Source organism: Candidatus Nitrosopumilus sp. bin_68KS, assembly GCF_054095825.1.
This window is the reverse complement of sequence record NZ_JBSWSP010000035.1, coordinates 1-15,567: the sequence shown is the minus strand read 5'-3', so window position 1 is coordinate 15,567 and position 15,567 is coordinate 1. Positions and strand designations below refer to the sequence as shown.

The following is a 15,567-nucleotide window of genomic DNA, read 5'->3' as shown; positions in this document are numbered from 1 at the left end:
TTATTTTTTAAAAGAAAAGCAATGAATTTTTGGTAATTGTCAGTATCAACCCAATCTATGTTTTTTTCTTTACTTGCCCCAATCCATATTTCTATAGAGTTTTGATATAGAACTTTTTTTCTTAATTCTTCTAATGCCATATTTCGATAATCCCTAAAAATCAGCTCGTTGCATCTTGGAACCACATCGTGGACAAGTTCCACCTTTGTGTTTGTTATTACAAACAAGACACACATACTTTACTCCACTAGAACCACCTTGTGAACCCATTCCAAAGAATCCACCTCCGCCCGTTCCAGAATCACTACCACCATAACCGCGCATACGACTCATGTATCGTTTTCTTAAAAATAGTGGGAAGACGATAAATATTCCAAGAGCTGCTGCTAAACCAAATGGAAATGGAAGAATCATCTGCAACCCAATACTAATTGCAAGAGATGCACCTAGAAAAAGCAAATAAGTTTTGTAATTAAACATTTGAATAAAAGTACCTTGAAAAAGGTTATAAAGTTTTGTCAGTTATTTTCAGTTTACACCACAGGAATTTTTATTGTGATATAATTGATAAGGGAACACTATTTCCATTACTATCCCATGCAAAAATAGAATCATCATCATAAGGGAATTTTACAATTAATGAAATCAAACCAAAAAAATTATGTAAATCAGTTACAGAGGGCTCAGCAGAACCACTAGGATGGGAATGGACAATTCCAATATAGCTCATATCAAATGGCAAAAATGAATGTGGAAATCCTGCAAATGTAGGACCAGTTTCACTGAAGGGAGGAATTACCAATCCATCAATAGTAATTGCACCATTTTTTGATTTTCCTTTTAGTATCAAAATTCCTTCATTAGGATGTTTCATTTGGCAAAACGAAAGAATACTGTCAAGCACATCTTTTTGCATCAATACCTGGCGTTCAAATTTTTTCTTTTTAAAGATCACAAAAGTACTCCAATTTCGAACTAATTTAATTTAAGATGAATCTATAATGTATCTAGTGTTTGAAAATAGTTTTAGTTTTTCTTCAATTTGGTGAATTAGTTGAGGTATCTTGGCATTAATTTCCGCGATATCATTTTGAGCAATATCTAATTTGGCCAAAGCATCTTCTTTGGAAGACATATTTTTTTCCAAATCATGTTCAAATGAAACTAGATCTTTTGGTTTTAGAGATTTTAAATCATTTTCCATTGATTCGTATTTTTTATAATATTCTTCAACTTGTTTTAGAAATCCATCAAGTGCTTCTTCGGTCTCAGTAATTTGAGATAAAGTCTTTCCAACATCTTTGACGGAAATAGATTCAGAAGATACGGCTTTTCGAATATTTTCTAAAATCATAATAATAGAATCCTTATTTTTTGGACGAAGAATCTTAAACGGATCAGTATTTAGTTGAGATAAAATACTTTGTTGATCTTTGTCCAATGATGAAGCATATTCGTATCTGCTTAAAGGACGAGAGATTTTTGTAAATTGCGCATCAATTTCATTTTTAATTTTTAATTTCTGTTTACTAAAATCATCAAGAGTTTTTTTTAATTTAAGGTATTTCTTATAATTCTCAGAAGATTTGATTTCTTTTATAGAATCCTCAATGGAAGAAATTTTTATTTCCAGAGACTTTGTATGTTCTTTTGTCTCATAAATTTTTTTTTCATTTTTATTTCTAGTTTCTTTAAGAGATGTGATTTGTTCAAGAATAGTATTGATTTGTTCTGAAGTTGATTGCGTTTTTTCAAAATTATTTAAAATTTGATGAATTTCAGAATGATTTTTGTTCATCATCTCCAGATTATGTTTTAATTGAGCAGCATATTTTTTAGCAAAAATATGGATTACTCTGGTTTGTCGTCCTAAAACATCACCTACTTTTTTTAAAATTTGGTTGAGGGAAGTATCTAATTTTTGAGCATCATCAATTGAGGATACGTCTGGGATAGAAGTGACTCCTTTTTTGATTACATCAATTACTTGCTTTTTACCCCTAACAACAATTATTGCAAGATGTTTATCAATATCATCAACATTAAGATCATCCTTTTCGAGTACCTTGCCAATGTTTGTCAATTCGTCAATTAATGGGGCAGTGTTTTTTCTCAAAAGTTTAATTTCTGAAATAGCTTGTGATTTTCTTAATTTATTGAGGTCATTGATAATTTGTGGCACTTCTAAAAGGCTGATTTCTTTATCTTTTGGAATATCGTCTACTGGTACTTGCTCCTGTTTTTTTTTACCCCATCCAAAGACCATTTGAAGATATTGTACTCAGGGGATTAAAAATGGTTGTACAACTAAAATTTAAAATCGTACAAATTTAATAGAATAATATGACAAAAACTATGAAAAAATCACATAATTCAGGTTCAGTTAAAAAAACAATTACGATAAAAGCATCAAAAGAGAAGGTTTGGAGAAAAATTAGCAATATTGCAGGATTGCCCACATGGGTAGTGGATGTTAAAAAAACAATGTTTCTTTCTAAAAAGAAGAAAGGGATCGGAGCAATTAGACTGATTACGTTTGAAGACGGAAACAAAATAGAAGAGCATGTTGTTGCTTGGAAGGACAAAGAATCTTTCACATATGTTGCAACTGAAGGATTGCCATTAAGAGCATATGTTGCAACAATTTCTATCAAAGCAAAAACAAGCAAGAGCATAGAATTGACATGGGAGTCGTATCTAAACAGTAAAAAAATGTCTCAGAATCAATTCCTTCAATTCCTAGCATTTATGGGTTCATTTTATGAGGCATCACTGGAAAATCTAAAAACATTACTTGAGAAATAGTACTAGATAATTTTTAGGTCAAAATGTAAATACGATAAATCAGAAAAATCATTATGAGTGATATGAGATTTATCCTAATTGGGATAGGATTTGTTTTTGCAGGATTTCTGGTTTTAGGTGTTTTTGGTGAAAATTATCAGGCCGCAACATTAGAGTCAAATGAATTTGGAACATGCTATGAATATTTTGAGGATAAACCACCTACAGAAATTAGCTGCTCATTTAAGATATTTGACCAGACAATATTCTTTTCAATTGTAATTGTTCTCATTGGAGCAGGAGTTATTTCTTTAGTTAAGGGAGTAAAAGGAGATTGGGACAATAAGGTAAAACCTGAAGACATGGTAGGACCAGGAACCCAAAATGAGGATTCATCAAAAGACGATTAAAATAAAATTAATTATTTTTTTTAAATTTTAGTTTTTGATAGTATTCGGGATTATCTTCTTCCATTCTTTGATAATAAACTTCTTCATATGGCATTTTCTCTCAGAATAGTATATCCAAATTTGCATTTAAGCTTAAGGAATGATTTCTACATGACCAGTCATAAGATATTTTTTTAAAAGTTGATAAATATCAAAATTATGTTAATTCGATAATGTTTTTCATAGATAGTACCATCTCGCCAATTTCAGTCATTCTTTGATCAAATTGAAAATCAGATAATTCATCAGGCTTGTTTAAAGTAATCATAATATCAGAAAAATCACCATTAGAAACAACTCTCATTGGAATATCCCATTTAGATTCCTCATCAACATATTGGTGGTCTAAAATTCCTAATGACTTATTTTCATTAAATTTGAGTTTAGACTTACCATGAGGGCCAGTAAATAACCACCAGCCATCATCATTAATTATGGCATCAGGCATTATTTTTGGAGGAACTTGTAAAATTGCATCAAAAGCATCCCCTGTTTTCTTTTTAACCGTAATAGTAATAGTTCTGGATCTAGTCATAGAAGAAATATCACTTTATTGTTAAAAAAGATATAGTAGAAATCATAGGAAACTTTACTCAGCATCTATTTGTTTAGAAATTCACGAATTTTTTTTAAATTTAAAACATTTGACTCGTGAAACATCACCATTGATTCGGCCAAAGAATCAGGAAGAACACTCTTCAAATTATCAACCAGTTCATCCCCGCTTGTAATCATATTATCAATGAGTTTTTCAATCTCGTTTTTATCATCAGCCATATGAACACCATTTAGACATTATCTTAATTAAATTTTCAAAGCAAGTAATCGTTAGTTATCTTTTTTTATCAAAGTTGCAGTAGAGCGCACATTTTTCATCTTTTGGATATTCCAGGAAACAATCTCTCTCACTTTTTCAAAATTCTCGGCTTGTAATTTGACCATCATATCATGAGTCCCAATGGTTTCAAAGACATCAACAACTTGTTCAATTTGCTTTAGTTCGTCAATAATTTGTTCTTCAGAACCCAATTCGCAATTTAGCATGACATATGCATCAGTCATAAATCTAACAAATAACTATCATTATTTAAAGATGAATAATTTCAGGCAATCTTACCAAACAACATGAACCAGATCTTTGAGATTTCTTCTGGGTTTAGGGAATTTAGTTTGCTCCGGATATCCTATGCACAAAACAGATGAAGGGGTATGATCTGTGCCAATTATATCCATTACTTTTTTCTCATCAAACATCCCAATCCAAATAGAACTTAATCCTAATGCTTGAGATGCAAGTTGAGAATAGCCCGCAGCTAATGTGGCATCCTGAATAGCAAATTTAGCAAGAATGTCATCTGGGAAATCAAATTTCACCCTTGAGGGATTTTTGCAAAAAACCAAAACAACAGGTGCATCAACATAGGGTTGTTTATTGCATGCCTCAACTAGGAGTTTTTTCTTTTCAGGACTTTTTACATAGAATATTTCAAATCCCTGGAAGTTTCCTGCTGTTGGTGCAGTATCAGCTGCTGCAATAATTTTGTCAATCTTTGTAGTTTCAACAGGTTTGTCTGAGAACTTTCTTGTTGAACGTCTCTTAGCCATGACAGCAAACAAATCAGTATCTACAACTTCTGTAGGCCCAGATTGTAGAATAAAATCCAGCAGTTGATTTCGTACATTTGGATTATCAGAGACTGGTATGTCTGATGGTTCATAACCTAAAGGAAAAATTTTCTCTTCTTTTTTTTCTGAATCCATATTTAGATTACAAAAAATATCTTATTAAAGAATTAGAAGACATGTAAAAATAGGCATCGTTTCTTTATTCAGGATCAAAACCATCACATCCTGAAGTACAAGGTTTATTCATCACACCTTCACAGGCACCTAAGTCATTATGCATAATTCTGTGATGTCCACATATTTTACATTTTTCTCGGAAATGTAAAATCAATTCGACAGTTGGAATTCCAGATTCATGAATCTTTGATTCAGTTTCACTAGTCATAATTTATTGAGTAATTTATTCACTTTAAACATTATGAAAAATACAGAAATGATGAAAATCAATGGTTTCATTCTATAATTTTAACCAGGATTCTAGTTTATGCAAGGATGTTTTGAATTACTTCTAAGACTTTTTTTGAATGATTTGATGAGTCTTCTTGGATTTGAAGGGTTTTTGTTTTGTAATAGGTGATCGGAAATTTAGAGTCTGCCAAAATTATATCAAAAGTTTCAATCACAGATCTATTATCACTTAGACAAGGGATAGTTTTGAATGATTTTTTAAACTTCTTTTGATTTTACCGTAATCTTTCAGATCTACATTATTGAAACTAACCAATTTATTTTTCAATCTCTAGTAAAATATTCTCATCATGCCATGTAACTTGCTCAAGATCATTGAAATTTTTCCGGATATTATTCTGAAAAATGTCAAGAGATTCCTTAAATGTATCCTCATCATATAGGGTAAAAGTAGAATAATGGTTATTTTTAGCCTGATGAACTAGTCGTTTAAGAGTAGATGTTCTAGCATGACCGAATACTCGAGTAGACTTTATACTCATTTCTGAATTTTCTACATATTCTTCTAATTCGTTTAATTCAAACAAACGATTTTCCACATCTCCAAATGTTGGAAAATATTCACCCCAAATACTCCTATAATTTTGATTTCTTAATCTCGTATAAATAAACAATCTTCCATTATCTTTTAAACTTCCATATACTTCTGAAAAAAATTTTTCCAGATCAAAATGGTGTATGGCATTAAATGACACAATACAGTCCATAGAATTATTTTCTAAAGACAGTTTACTAGCATCACCAGAACGTGCACAAAAATTTGTGAATTTATTTTCCAACAAATATTTTTTCAAGTAAAGAATCATATTTTCATTATAATCAATACAATGAAGATAGCAATTTTTGAAAGTTTTTAAAATCTCTAAAGAATAACGCCCATCACCACAACCAATATCTGCAATGTTGATTTTTGTTTTTTTGTCAAGACGGTGTTTTATGTATTCTATGTGATCAACATCAGTTGTTCGTAATTCTTTATAATTTGAAGCAATTTTTGAAAAATGATTATTTGATTTTTTTTCAGTAACAATTAGCTCTCGTGATATATTCATTAAGATAGCAAACCTAGAGAGACTTGAGTCGAGGATACTCTAAATTGAACTGAATTCCAAAAAATCATTCTGGTTTTTAATATCTAAACTGTACTATAAACGAAAGTATTGATGTACAACCCAAGAAAAGATGGGGAGATGTAATTCTATTTGTCGGATTTAGTAGAGTCTTCTTTCTTTGGCTCTTCTTTTTTGTCGTCGTTAGCGACAATAATTGTTGGATTTGTTTCTTTTGTCATACTATATAGTAATTTATGATCAATATATACCTGCGTATTAGATTTATAGTTAATTAAAAAATATATAGAAAATTAGGCATGAAATTAAAAAATTACGCCGGTATATATCCATGGGAAGTTCATCATAATCATGTTCGAAAAAATAATTAAAAAACTGAAATTTGGTTCTTGTAAAACCACAGTCATCGATGATGTAAAAACATCCAAAGAGTTTGAAAAAACTAATGCATCTGATGAGAAAAAATAAAATGAAATATCAATGTAGTAAGTGTGATTTTTCCTGGGAAGGAACATCACATACTTTTGATCAAGTACGCATACATGAAAAAACACACAATGATGAAAAAAGTCATGAAATGCAGAAGGAGAAATAATGTCATTGCGTTGTAAAGTTTGTAACACATCAAGCGGTATAAGTACAGACCAAACAAGTTGTAATGGAGAATGGGAATGCCAAACGTGTGGAAACATACTTGACATGAATGGACATGTAAGTACTTTAGAAAAATAATGTTGAATGAAAGTGAAGAAATTGTTTTCATTCAATAGATAAGAACAAGAATTAGTGAGCACTAATTTTACATGCCTTTAATACAAACAACAGCATAATTAAATTAATGAATTCTTGTAGAAAATGTGGTTTTGAAATGGAAGTATATTTAAATTGTCATGTTTGTAAAAAACCAATTGAATTAATTTGCAATAAGTGTAACATCAATACAGATAAAGAAATTCACTCAAAATGTATAATTAAAAAAATACATGTTGTCGCATAGAGAAAATTTTTGGCCATATTACAAAAAATTAAAAAAGAAAAATTATTTTGCAATTACTGCAATGCATCAAGATTTGTAACTGATGAAGTAATTGGAGAAATTGCATGCTCTAATTGTGGATGTGTTATTTTAGAAAACAGTGAAAATAGAGGAAATGAACGCAGGCTTATATCAAACAACACAGATACCACAAGAACAGGTCCTGGATTAACACTAAAAATGCACGACAAAGGGCTGAACACAATTATTGGGGCACAAAACAGAGATTCAGTCGGAAAGCCACTTTCTGCAAAAACAACTCAAATGTTCAGCAAATTACGAAAATGGGATAGCAGATCACACACAAAAAACTCTGCAGATAGGAATTTGAGATTTGCACTTCAAGAATTTGACAAAGTTCAATCAAAATTAGGCCTCTCAGACACAGTTATTGAAAGAGCATCACTTTTTTACAGAAAAGCCATTGAGCAAAATCTTATTCGTGGTAGAACTGTCAAATCAATTGCAGCTGCATGTTTGTATGCTTCATGTAGGGATTTAGAGCACAATCGAACTCTAATAGAAATTGCTAATGAATTTGTGATTAACAGAAAAGAGATTGCCAGAGCATATCGGATATTATTTAGAGAGTTAGGATTTGTTGTTTCCATAGCTGATCCAATAAAATCAATCACCAAGATTGCAAGTAAAATCGGAATACAAGAGAAAACAATTCGTAAAGCAATCCAAATCTTAGATGCAGCCCAAGATGCAAAAATTACAGCTGGTAAAAATCCAGAAATCATCGCAGCAACAGTAATTTATGCTGCATGTGTAATTACAGGAGAATCAATTTCTCAAACGGCCATAGCAGAAGCTGCAGGGACTAGTACAGTTTCAATTAGAAATAGAATTCAAGAATTTAAAATAAAACTAGGTTTGTTTTCTACAATTAACTAAGATAGGACATTTATGAAAAATAAAGAACAGACAAACACACATGCAATTCCACATTATCTGAAAAAACAATATTTAGAAAATTGCAAGACATTAAATCAATTCATAGCAGAGGACAAAGATGAATAAAGAAAGTAAGATGAAGCATCTCATCAAATGTAAATTTTGTGGCAAGTCAGATCGTGTAGAATATTTAGGTGGGCTAGACTGGTTTTGCAATAAAAGATGCCATTATAATTTTAGACATAGTAAAGAAAATCAGTAATATCACCCAGAATTTTATTGAAATCAAAATAAATTGATCACACAATGTAGGTGTGGATCCATCATTATTTTACGGGGTAACTGGATTTTTTTTCTTCAACCAAATTTGTTCGTTAATCTCGTGACATTTACAATCAGTTGCCTTACCCTTGCAATTAGTTTGATGTAATGGTTTTTTGCAATTCTTGCACGCAGGATCTCTCCAACTTGCCTGATTTCCACAACTTGCACAATACAAAATCAGTTTCTCCGTCTATGACAATTAGTTTTTGATTGAAAAAATTGTTCTGATAATAGATTTTTTAACATACCTAATTACATCATACTAGCATATAAGATACAAAAATTTCAAATGCCCCTAATTTCACGTAGCTGAGTAGTTAATTCAGTCCTTCCTTGCAGATATGCAAACTCACACCACTACGATACTATCATTATGTCATTATTGCTTAAAGAGTTTCATTTTGTTGAGATTAAGTACTAGGAAGGTACTACTAATATCATGAAAGACCCTATTTCGTGTAAACATGAAACATGTTATTTCAAGAGAGTGGGTTATCAAAATGGTTGTAATTATGATAACCTGGATAGAAACAGGTAATATTTTTGCCACATCATTTAGTTACCCAAGAAACATGTTTGCATAATGCCAAAGTCAACATGGCAGGACATAAGAATATGTACGAATGTACACAATGTCATAAATTCATTCCAATTTTGATAGTAAAAGAGATAGATCATACAGCTCCACAATATTTAGAAAATAGTTGGGAAGACGACGATTGAATTTAACAGATTCAAACGTATTGAAGATCAGGATTTACTTCTTTAGATACCGTATTTTTAGATGTTAAAGCATCACGATATTTTTGTAGTGTGACATTATCCAATCTAGCTTGGAAAAATAAGAATTCTAATTCTAGTCTTTTCAACCTATTCATTTCGATCAATTCTTCTTCTATTCTTTTTGTCATGATTTTAGTTGTATTTCATCCCACTTAAGGATGAATCCTTTTTTGGTCATAGTGGGAAATTGAAAGCATTCAAAAGATACCTTATTTTCAATTTCAAAATCATGGTAACTTCAAAAATAGGGTTAAAGAAATCATAAACCAATGCAAGGGTTTAAGGTAAGACCAAAACAATGAACTGTTGATGCCTCAATTACAAGTCTCTAATGAAACAATGAACAGAATGAAGAAAATAGTTGGAAAAAACAGGATCCATGACGGAGACTATTTTGTAAATGAAGTGATTGACATGCTTGAAAAGAAAATCAAAGTTTTAACTTAGAGAATTTTGTAATTCTTTCACTGTATTATTTTATGATATTAAGCGTGTTGTGAAAGTGAACGGTACAGAAAGTTTGGCGCCTTTTCGTTTTAGGTTAGAAAACAGGATTTTGTTAAAGAGATAAAATATCAGACGAGGTTAAATCAAAAAATATCTAATAGTAAAAAAGAAAAGCGTTCCCATTACAACTGCTACGGACAATATTTTCAATATAAGTTCCTTTTTTTTGATGAGGTTAACATCCCCATTATTTTGTTTTAGAATCTTATAGGGTCTGGTGTTTATTATCAAAACATAAGTGATCAAGCCAGTAATTCCAGAAATAATTATGGTTTCTAAAGATATAGAATTTGTTTGAATTGCAGAGCCTGCAAATACAGGCAATATTCCCCAAGATAAAACAGTGGATATTTTATTGTGGAATTTGCCTCCAAACAATTCAAGATTGTAAGCAAAAAGAAAAAAACCCTCAACAATCCCTATAGGGAAAAGTAATGGTGAATCCAAAAATGCGTAGAAAATGCCAATAGCAAATGCAATCCCTAAAGAAATCATTGAAACAATCCAAATCTTTCTTTTTGGAAGTTCACCCCAAGGCTTAGTCTTGCCTCCTACTGCATCAAGAAGATGAGCACTAATTCCCAATGCCAGAAAATAAATCAAAGATATTGCAAATATTCGTTCAAGATCTGGTTGACCGGACATTGCACCTAGGGCAGCAAAACATGTTACTATAGCAGTATATGGAAGATAAAGCATACCGATGCTTTTTCTAAATAGCACAGGGCCAAATTGTGGGACAAACCACTCAGAGATTCTATCATCAGACAATGAATTTATTTTGGTTTCATTGCTTATATGAAAAATGTATGGGGTCTAGTTATTTATTAGAAAAAATAATAACAAGTTGTGAAAAAATATCAAAAATTCATTAAAAAGGGGATTGAAGAGCCCCTAGAAAAAGTTCCATTTCATAAGAATGCACCAATTAAACGTTTGTCGATGGCAAATAAGAATCTGATTCCAGAATCCAACACTCATGTAGCTGTTCATTTTGTAGATGCGTCAAAAAAACTTCCCAAATATAGCAAACTACACAAACATAATCACGATGAAATTAATTTAATTCTTTCAAATGACTCTATTCTTACTTATGAAATTCAATTTGAAGATGAGATTTACAAAGTCTCATCACCCTCTACAATATTCATACCAAAAGGAATACGACATAGTGCACAAGCTATTTCAGGTAACGGAATCTTTGTATGTATTATATTATCTTCAGAATATTCTTCAAAATAAAATGTGATTCAAGTATTGTTTTATGATGTTAAGGCGCCGGGAAAGGGATTTGAACCCCTGCACGCTTTCGCGTAGCCGTTTTCGAGACGGCCGCCGTACCACTTGGCTATCCCGGCATTTTATTTGAAATATTCTCCATAATAAAGCAAATTAGGAAATTATTCATCAAGAGTTATCAATATCAAATAATTCATCATGAAATTTTTTTATGATTTGTTCTTTAGTTCTGAGCCACTCATCTTCAGATACAACATCTGAAAAAATGGATGAGAAAATATCAAATGAGATATCACCAACAGAGATTAGAATCTCTTTACGATCTTTATCAGATAGAGGAAAATATGAAACAATCTTCATAATTTTACCATCAGAATTTGTCTTTAAATCAAAGATTTTCTCTTCCAACTCAGAAGAAATATTCAGTTTACTCATCACAATTTACAAATTTTTTACAATATTAATACTGATTTTAGGATAAATTTCCAAAAACATAGGTCCAAAGGATAAACACAAAAAAGAACTGAATTTCAAGATAAAGTAATGGGATTAAATCTAAAAGATTTGGTAGTAAGAGAGAAAACAACTCTAGATGCATTTGCAACCAAAGTGATAGCAATAGATGCATACAATGCAATTTACCAATTTTTAGCAAGTATCAGAGGCCCAGATGGTTTACAGTTATCAGATTCTGAAGGAAGGATCACTAGTCATTTGAGTGGATTACTTTACAGAAATGTGAATTTCTTATCATTAGGGATAAAGCCAGTGTACGTATTTGATGGAAAGCCGCCATCTTTGAAAACAGCAGAAATTGAGCGTAGAAAGCAAATCAAAAAGGATGCCACAGTAAAATACGAAAAAGCAGTAGCTGCCGGAAATATGGAAGATGCAAGAAAATATGCTCAGCAAACAACCAGTATGAAAGACGGAATGGTAAAAGAATCAAAACAAATTCTTACATTTTTTGGCATACCATGTATCGATGCACCATCAGAGGGAGAAGCAACTGCAGCCCATCTTACAAACACAGGACAAGCTTTTGCATCAGCAAGTCAGGACTTCGATTCTATTTTATGCGGAGCTAAAAGATTAGTTAGAAATTTCACAAACAGCGGTAGAAGAAAAATACCAAATAGAAACACATACATCGACATTGTTCCAGAAATTATTGAAACTGGAAAAACACTCAATGCAATAGATTTGACTAGAGAACAGTTAATTGATGTAGGAATATTAATTGGTACAGATTTTAATCCAAATGGTTTTGAAAGAATTGGTCCAAAAACTGCACTCAAAATGATAAAACAGCATTCAAGATTAGAAGACATACCACAAATTCAAGAGCAACTTCAAGAAATTGATTTTGAACAAATAAGAGAAATTTTCCTAAATCCTGAAGTTGCAGATGTAGATGAGATTATTTTTAATGACGTAGATTATGAAGGAATGACAAATTATTTAGTAAAAGAAAGAAGTTTTTCGGAAGATAGAATTCAATCAACATTAAACAGGCTAAAGAAAGCATTAGAAAAAAAAAGCCAGAATCTAGATCAGTGGTTTTAATTTAAGATGATGGGTTTTTTGGAAGTGTAATTGAAAATGTTGTAGGATTATTTTTTACACTGATTGAACCACCATGCATTTCAATAATTTGTTTACAAGATGCAAGTCCCAATCCTGTTCCTTCCTTTTTGGTTGTAAAAAGAGGGCTGAAAATCTTGTCCAAATTCTCTTCAGGGATTCCAGGGCCAGAATCTTCTATTGAAATTATTGCTTCAGAGGTTGTATCAATAACAGTCAAAGAAACTGTTCCTTTTGTGCCTACGGATTGCACTGCATTGTGAATGATATTGGTTAGAATCACCCTCATTTTTGTAGTATCACATCTAACTTTACAATTTTTTGAGGACACGTTCAATTCAATTTCTTCTGGAAAGGAGACTTCATCTACAGATTCGTCTACAAGGGTTTTCAAACTGTATAATTTTAAATCAAGTTTTGGATCTCTTACAAAATCTAAAACATCATTAATTTGATCAGTAATATGTAATATTGCATTTTCCATTCTAACAAGAGATGTTGACATTAATTCATCTTCATGTTTTTTGTGGCGAATCTTCATAAGATCAACCTGACTTTTCAACACTGTTAATGGATTCCGAATGTCATGAGCCATTTTTGAAGACATCTCTCCAATAATTTCCAGATTTTTTGTTTCAAAATCGTTTGACTTTTTTTCAATGTATGTAGTTAATTCTTGTTGTCTTTTGAACAAAGAATCTCTTGATTTTTTTACAGATTCAGATTTTAATATTAATTTTTTATGAATGGCATCATACATCTTTATTTCTTTATCAATGTCTTTTTTTAGATCTCTTAATTTTTTATTAAATTTTTCAGGATCAGCAAATTCGGATAGAGAATCAGGAAAGATATCAGATAGACGTTTATCAATTTCTTTTAATGATTTAAAATTATTCTTTGGGGATATGGATGATTGTGTAGGTTCTTGTGGTGTGGGTTTATTTTTTGTAAAAAACACTGTTCTAGTGGGAGCATTCATCGGATCAATTTCAGAATTATTTGAATTTTCACGATGAAGATATTTTCTCATAATGGTAAAATCAAAAAATAGATAATGATTTCTTATGTGTCTGAATTGAACAGATTAGTTTAGAGGATTTTTAGTTTAATTACTAGTCTTGATTAATCAAAAAAATGTCTCAGACAGAAGCAAGAAAAACACTCAAAGATGCACCAGTAATGTGGAGAAGAATCAACTCAATCGGGATTATTTTAGATTGTAATTCAACATATGCTGCAAATTTGGGGTATGCCAAATCAGAGATTTTAGGTAAGTCGATCTTTGAGCACATATCCAAAGATTCCTGGGAGGCTATGAATGAATCACTAAAAGCATGGTTTGAGACAGGCAAAGTCACAGATAGAAAAATTACATTCAAAAGACAAGATGGAATGACTTTTCCAGGATTACTTCAGGCTACAAGCATTTATGATGAAAATAAGAATCTGTTAGGAAGTAACACAGTGATATTTGATCTTACACAAATGAATGAGAAGAAAATAAAAGAATATGAAGAATTTTTCAAAGAAGCTGAAAACAAACTTGATGAAATTAAAGAAAAAGAATATGACAAACTAGATGAAAATTCAAAATCAGAGTATGATGGATTAAAGAAAATGTTTGACATGCTTTTACAAGTTAATCTTTCTGAATTAAAATAACCTATCCAGCATTCTTCTTAATGGATTTTTGAATATCATCAAATGCGTTTTGAACTTCAGTTACGGCAGCACCATCTTCTAGGGTACTCACATCTCCAATTTTTTCATTGTTTGCAATCGCCTTTAGTAGTCTTCGCATAATTTTTCCACTTCGTGTTTTTGGGAGTTTCGAAACAAAATAGATTTGTTTTGGCGTTGCAATAGCACCAATATCATGTCTAATTTTTTCTGAAATTTCTTTTTCCAATATTTTAGAATCTTGTATTCCTTGTTTTAAAACAACAAATGCAATAATTACCTCACCTTTGACATCATCTGGAATTCCACAAACTGCAGATTCTGCAACATCAGTGTGAGATACAATGCAGCTTTCAAGCTCGGCAGTCCCTATACGGTGTCCTGCAACTTTTAAAACATCATCTGCACGACCAAGTAACCAAAGATAGCCATCGTCATCTCTTAAGGCATAATCTCCAGAATAGTAACAATTTTCATATTTTGACCAGTAGACAGTTTTGTATTTTTGATCATCACCCCACAAAGTCAAAAGCATTCCAGGCCACGGATTTTTTATTACAAGATAACCTTTGGTGTTTGCCGAAACATCACTCCCATTTTCATCTACCACTGAAATATCTACACCAGGAATTGCTCGTGTACCAGACCCAGGTTTCAATGGGATTGTCTCTATTCCAGGCAAGGGAGAAATTAACATGCCGCCAGTTTCTGTCTGCCACCAAGTATCAACAATAGGACATTTTTCCTTTCCAATGATTTTAAAATACCACCTCCAAACTTCAGGATTTATTGGCTCACCTACGGTTCCAAGTAATCTTAATGAAGAAAGATCAAATGAATTTGGAATGTCATCACCAAATTTCATAAACATTCGCAATGCAGTAGGGGTTGTGTAAAAAATTGTCACATGATATTTTTGTAAAATTTCCCACATTCTTGATGCATCAGGAAAATCAGGTGCACCTTCATACATTACCTGAGTTGCACCATGCAAAAATGGAGCATACACCACATAGCTGTGTCCTGTAACCCACCCGATGTCAGCAGTACAAAAAAACACATCAGAGTCCTTAATGTCAAATGCCCACTTGAATGTAGAATACAAATGTGTCAG

24 protein-coding genes and 1 tRNA gene are annotated in these 15,567 nt (G+C 31.7%); 9 read left to right on the top strand and 16 right to left on the bottom strand.

Annotation, left to right across the window (positions count from 1 at the left end; translation table 11 throughout):
- Positions 1-153 precede the first annotated feature (153 nt).
- From ACW9W3_RS11210 to ACW9W3_RS11200, 3 genes are all read right to left on the bottom strand, one after another.
- Complete coding sequence (locus tag ACW9W3_RS11210; protein WP_048116422.1) at positions 154-480, bottom strand: hypothetical protein; 327 nt, start codon at positions 478-480, stop codon at positions 154-156.
- 70 nt (positions 481-550) lie between these two features.
- A complete protein-coding gene (locus tag ACW9W3_RS11205; RefSeq protein WP_457766208.1) occupies positions 551-955 on the bottom strand; it encodes a Mov34/MPN/PAD-1 family protein in 405 nt (134 codons plus the stop codon).
- A 30-nt stretch (positions 956-985) separates the two neighbouring features.
- The gene (locus tag ACW9W3_RS11200; RefSeq protein ID WP_457766207.1) at positions 986-2,266 is read right to left on the bottom strand and encodes an exonuclease SbcC; all 1,281 of its coding nucleotides are present in this window, start codon (positions 2,264-2,266) and stop codon (positions 986-988) included.
- A 77-nt stretch (positions 2,267-2,343) separates the two neighbouring features.
- On the opposite strand from ACW9W3_RS11200, the gene ACW9W3_RS11195 reads away from it, so the two are divergent.
- The gene (locus ACW9W3_RS11195; protein WP_457766206.1) at positions 2,344-2,805 is read left to right on the top strand and encodes an SRPBCC family protein; all 462 of its coding nucleotides are present in this window, start codon (positions 2,344-2,346) and stop codon (positions 2,803-2,805) included.
- A gap of 62 nt (positions 2,806-2,867) precedes the next feature.
- The gene (locus ACW9W3_RS11190) at positions 2,868-3,194 is read left to right on the top strand and encodes a hypothetical protein (protein WP_457766209.1); all 327 of its coding nucleotides are present in this window, start codon (positions 2,868-2,870) and stop codon (positions 3,192-3,194) included.
- 196 nt (positions 3,195-3,390) lie between these two features.
- Here the strand turns inward: ACW9W3_RS11190 and ACW9W3_RS11185 are convergent, their stop codons facing one another.
- From ACW9W3_RS11185 to ACW9W3_RS11155, 7 genes are all read right to left on the bottom strand, one after another.
- Positions 3,391-3,768, bottom strand: a complete 378-nt coding sequence (locus ACW9W3_RS11185) for a hypothetical protein (protein ID WP_457766205.1) — start codon at positions 3,766-3,768, stop codon at positions 3,391-3,393.
- A 65-nt stretch (positions 3,769-3,833) separates the two neighbouring features.
- Positions 3,834-4,010: a hypothetical protein gene (locus ACW9W3_RS11180; protein ID WP_457766204.1), complete on the bottom strand. Its 177-nt coding sequence runs from the start codon at positions 4,008-4,010 to the stop codon at positions 3,834-3,836.
- Positions 4,011-4,061: 51 nt separating this feature from the next.
- The gene (locus ACW9W3_RS11175; RefSeq protein ID WP_457766203.1) at positions 4,062-4,295 is read right to left on the bottom strand and encodes an Lrp/AsnC ligand binding domain-containing protein; all 234 of its coding nucleotides are present in this window, start codon (positions 4,293-4,295) and stop codon (positions 4,062-4,064) included.
- A 51-nt stretch (positions 4,296-4,346) separates the two neighbouring features.
- Positions 4,347-4,994 carry a nitroreductase family protein gene (locus ACW9W3_RS11170; protein ID WP_457766202.1) on the bottom strand — a complete coding sequence of 216 codons (648 nt, stop codon included), beginning with the start codon at positions 4,992-4,994 and terminating at the stop codon, positions 4,347-4,349.
- A gap of 64 nt (positions 4,995-5,058) precedes the next feature.
- The gene (locus ACW9W3_RS11165) at positions 5,059-5,244 is read right to left on the bottom strand and encodes a hypothetical protein (RefSeq protein WP_457766201.1); all 186 of its coding nucleotides are present in this window, start codon (positions 5,242-5,244) and stop codon (positions 5,059-5,061) included.
- A gap of 97 nt (positions 5,245-5,341) precedes the next feature.
- Positions 5,342-5,482 carry a hypothetical protein gene (locus tag ACW9W3_RS11160; protein ID WP_457766200.1) on the bottom strand — a complete coding sequence of 47 codons (141 nt, stop codon included), beginning with the start codon at positions 5,480-5,482 and terminating at the stop codon, positions 5,342-5,344.
- A 102-nt stretch (positions 5,483-5,584) separates the two neighbouring features.
- Entirely contained in the window at positions 5,585-6,379 is a 795-nt protein-coding gene (locus ACW9W3_RS11155; protein ID WP_457766199.1) for a class I SAM-dependent methyltransferase, read from the bottom strand.
- A 612-nt stretch (positions 6,380-6,991) separates the two neighbouring features.
- Between ACW9W3_RS11155 and ACW9W3_RS11150 the strand changes: the two genes are divergently transcribed.
- From ACW9W3_RS11150 to ACW9W3_RS11140, 3 genes are all read left to right on the top strand, one after another.
- The gene (locus ACW9W3_RS11150) at positions 6,992-7,129 is read left to right on the top strand and encodes a hypothetical protein (RefSeq protein WP_457766198.1); all 138 of its coding nucleotides are present in this window, start codon (positions 6,992-6,994) and stop codon (positions 7,127-7,129) included.
- Between the two features lie 274 nt (positions 7,130-7,403).
- On the top strand, positions 7,404-8,333 hold the full coding sequence (locus ACW9W3_RS11145; protein ID WP_457766197.1) for a transcription initiation factor IIB: 930 nt from the start codon (positions 7,404-7,406) through the stop codon (positions 8,331-8,333).
- A gap of 867 nt (positions 8,334-9,200) precedes the next feature.
- A complete protein-coding gene (locus ACW9W3_RS11140) occupies positions 9,201-9,380 on the top strand; it encodes a hypothetical protein (RefSeq protein WP_457766196.1) in 180 nt (59 codons plus the stop codon).
- Positions 9,381-9,391: 11 nt separating this feature from the next.
- Here ACW9W3_RS11140 and ACW9W3_RS11135 read toward each other — a convergent pair whose 3' ends face one another.
- Entirely contained in the window at positions 9,392-9,568 is a 177-nt protein-coding gene (locus ACW9W3_RS11135) for a hypothetical protein (protein ID WP_457766195.1), read from the bottom strand.
- 181 nt (positions 9,569-9,749) lie between these two features.
- Here ACW9W3_RS11135 and ACW9W3_RS11130 point away from each other — a divergent pair, with 181 nt between their 5' ends.
- Positions 9,750-9,887 (top strand): hypothetical protein, encoded by a 138-nt coding sequence (locus ACW9W3_RS11130; RefSeq protein ID WP_457766194.1) that lies wholly within the window; start codon positions 9,750-9,752, stop codon positions 9,885-9,887.
- 138 nt (positions 9,888-10,025) lie between these two features.
- On the opposite strand, the gene ACW9W3_RS11125 is transcribed toward ACW9W3_RS11130, so the two are convergent.
- A complete protein-coding gene (locus tag ACW9W3_RS11125) occupies positions 10,026-10,718 on the bottom strand; it encodes a hypothetical protein (RefSeq protein WP_457766193.1) in 693 nt (230 codons plus the stop codon).
- A 78-nt stretch (positions 10,719-10,796) separates the two neighbouring features.
- On the opposite strand from ACW9W3_RS11125, the gene ACW9W3_RS11120 reads away from it, so the two are divergent.
- Positions 10,797-11,189 carry a 2-isopropylmalate synthase gene (locus tag ACW9W3_RS11120; protein ID WP_457766192.1) on the top strand — a complete coding sequence of 131 codons (393 nt, stop codon included), beginning with the start codon at positions 10,797-10,799 and terminating at the stop codon, positions 11,187-11,189.
- 34 nt (positions 11,190-11,223) lie between these two features.
- Here the strand turns inward: ACW9W3_RS11120 and ACW9W3_RS11115 are convergent.
- Positions 11,224-11,305, bottom strand: a tRNA-Ser gene (locus tag ACW9W3_RS11115).
- Between the two features lie 49 nt (positions 11,306-11,354).
- A complete protein-coding gene (locus tag ACW9W3_RS11110; protein WP_457766191.1) occupies positions 11,355-11,621 on the bottom strand; it encodes a hypothetical protein in 267 nt (88 codons plus the stop codon).
- A gap of 108 nt (positions 11,622-11,729) precedes the next feature.
- Here ACW9W3_RS11110 and fen point away from each other — a divergent pair, with 108 nt between their 5' ends.
- Entirely contained in the window at positions 11,730-12,752 is a 1,023-nt protein-coding gene (fen, locus tag ACW9W3_RS11105; RefSeq protein WP_457766190.1) for a flap endonuclease-1, read from the top strand.
- Position 12,753: 1 nt separating this feature from the next.
- Here fen and ACW9W3_RS11100 read toward each other — a convergent pair whose 3' ends face one another.
- On the bottom strand, positions 12,754-13,803 hold the full coding sequence (locus ACW9W3_RS11100) for a sensor histidine kinase (protein WP_457766189.1): 1,050 nt from the start codon (positions 13,801-13,803) through the stop codon (positions 12,754-12,756).
- Positions 13,804-13,907: 104 nt separating this feature from the next.
- On the opposite strand from ACW9W3_RS11100, the gene ACW9W3_RS11095 reads away from it, so the two are divergent.
- Entirely contained in the window at positions 13,908-14,435 is a 528-nt protein-coding gene (locus ACW9W3_RS11095; protein WP_457766188.1) for a PAS domain S-box protein, read from the top strand.
- Between the two features lies 1 nt (position 14,436).
- Here ACW9W3_RS11095 and ACW9W3_RS11090 read toward each other — a convergent pair.
- On the bottom strand, positions 14,437-15,567 hold a 1,131-nt coding region (locus ACW9W3_RS11090; protein ID WP_457766187.1), incomplete at its 5' end, for an AMP-binding protein.

Bases quoted from the DNA above. Each gene is read 5' to 3' on its own strand.
- ACW9W3_RS11210 (WP_048116422.1), bottom strand. From the start codon at position 480: ATGTTTAATTACAAAACTTATTTGCTTTTTCTAGGTGCATCTCTTGCA.
- ACW9W3_RS11180 (WP_457766204.1), bottom strand. From the start codon at position 4,010: ATGGCTGATGATAAAAACGAGATTGAAAAACTCATTGATAATATGATT.
- fen (WP_457766190.1), top strand. From the start codon at position 11,730: ATGGGATTAAATCTAAAAGATTTGGTAGTAAGAGAGAAAACAACTCTA.
- ACW9W3_RS11175 (WP_457766203.1), bottom strand. From the start codon at position 4,295: ATGACTGATGCATATGTCATGCTAAATTGCGAATTGGGTTCTGAAGAA.
- ACW9W3_RS11155 (WP_457766199.1), bottom strand. From the start codon at position 6,379: ATGAATATATCACGAGAGCTAATTGTTACTGAAAAAAAATCAAATAAT.
- ACW9W3_RS11190 (WP_457766209.1), top strand. From the start codon at position 2,868: ATGAGATTTATCCTAATTGGGATAGGATTTGTTTTTGCAGGATTTCTG.
- ACW9W3_RS11100 (WP_457766189.1), bottom strand. From the start codon at position 13,803: ATGAGAAAATATCTTCATCGTGAAAATTCAAATAATTCTGAAATTGAT.
- ACW9W3_RS11095 (WP_457766188.1), top strand. From the start codon at position 13,908: ATGTCTCAGACAGAAGCAAGAAAAACACTCAAAGATGCACCAGTAATG.
- ACW9W3_RS11110 (WP_457766191.1), bottom strand. From the start codon at position 11,621: ATGAGTAAACTGAATATTTCTTCTGAGTTGGAAGAGAAAATCTTTGAT.
- ACW9W3_RS11135 (WP_457766195.1), bottom strand. From the start codon at position 9,568: ATGACAAAAAGAATAGAAGAAGAATTGATCGAAATGAATAGGTTGAAA.
- ACW9W3_RS11185 (WP_457766205.1), bottom strand. From the start codon at position 3,768: ATGACTAGATCCAGAACTATTACTATTACGGTTAAAAAGAAAACAGGG.
- ACW9W3_RS11165 (WP_457766201.1), bottom strand. From the start codon at position 5,244: ATGACTAGTGAAACTGAATCAAAGATTCATGAATCTGGAATTCCAACT.
- ACW9W3_RS11195 (WP_457766206.1), top strand. From the start codon at position 2,344: ATGACAAAAACTATGAAAAAATCACATAATTCAGGTTCAGTTAAAAAA.
- ACW9W3_RS11170 (WP_457766202.1), bottom strand. From the start codon at position 4,994: ATGGATTCAGAAAAAAAAGAAGAGAAAATTTTTCCTTTAGGTTATGAA.
- ACW9W3_RS11130 (WP_457766194.1), top strand. From the start codon at position 9,750: ATGCCTCAATTACAAGTCTCTAATGAAACAATGAACAGAATGAAGAAA.
- ACW9W3_RS11200 (WP_457766207.1), bottom strand. From the start codon at position 2,266: ATGGTCTTTGGATGGGGTAAAAAAAAACAGGAGCAAGTACCAGTAGAC.
- ACW9W3_RS11150 (WP_457766198.1), top strand. From the start codon at position 6,992: ATGTCATTGCGTTGTAAAGTTTGTAACACATCAAGCGGTATAAGTACA.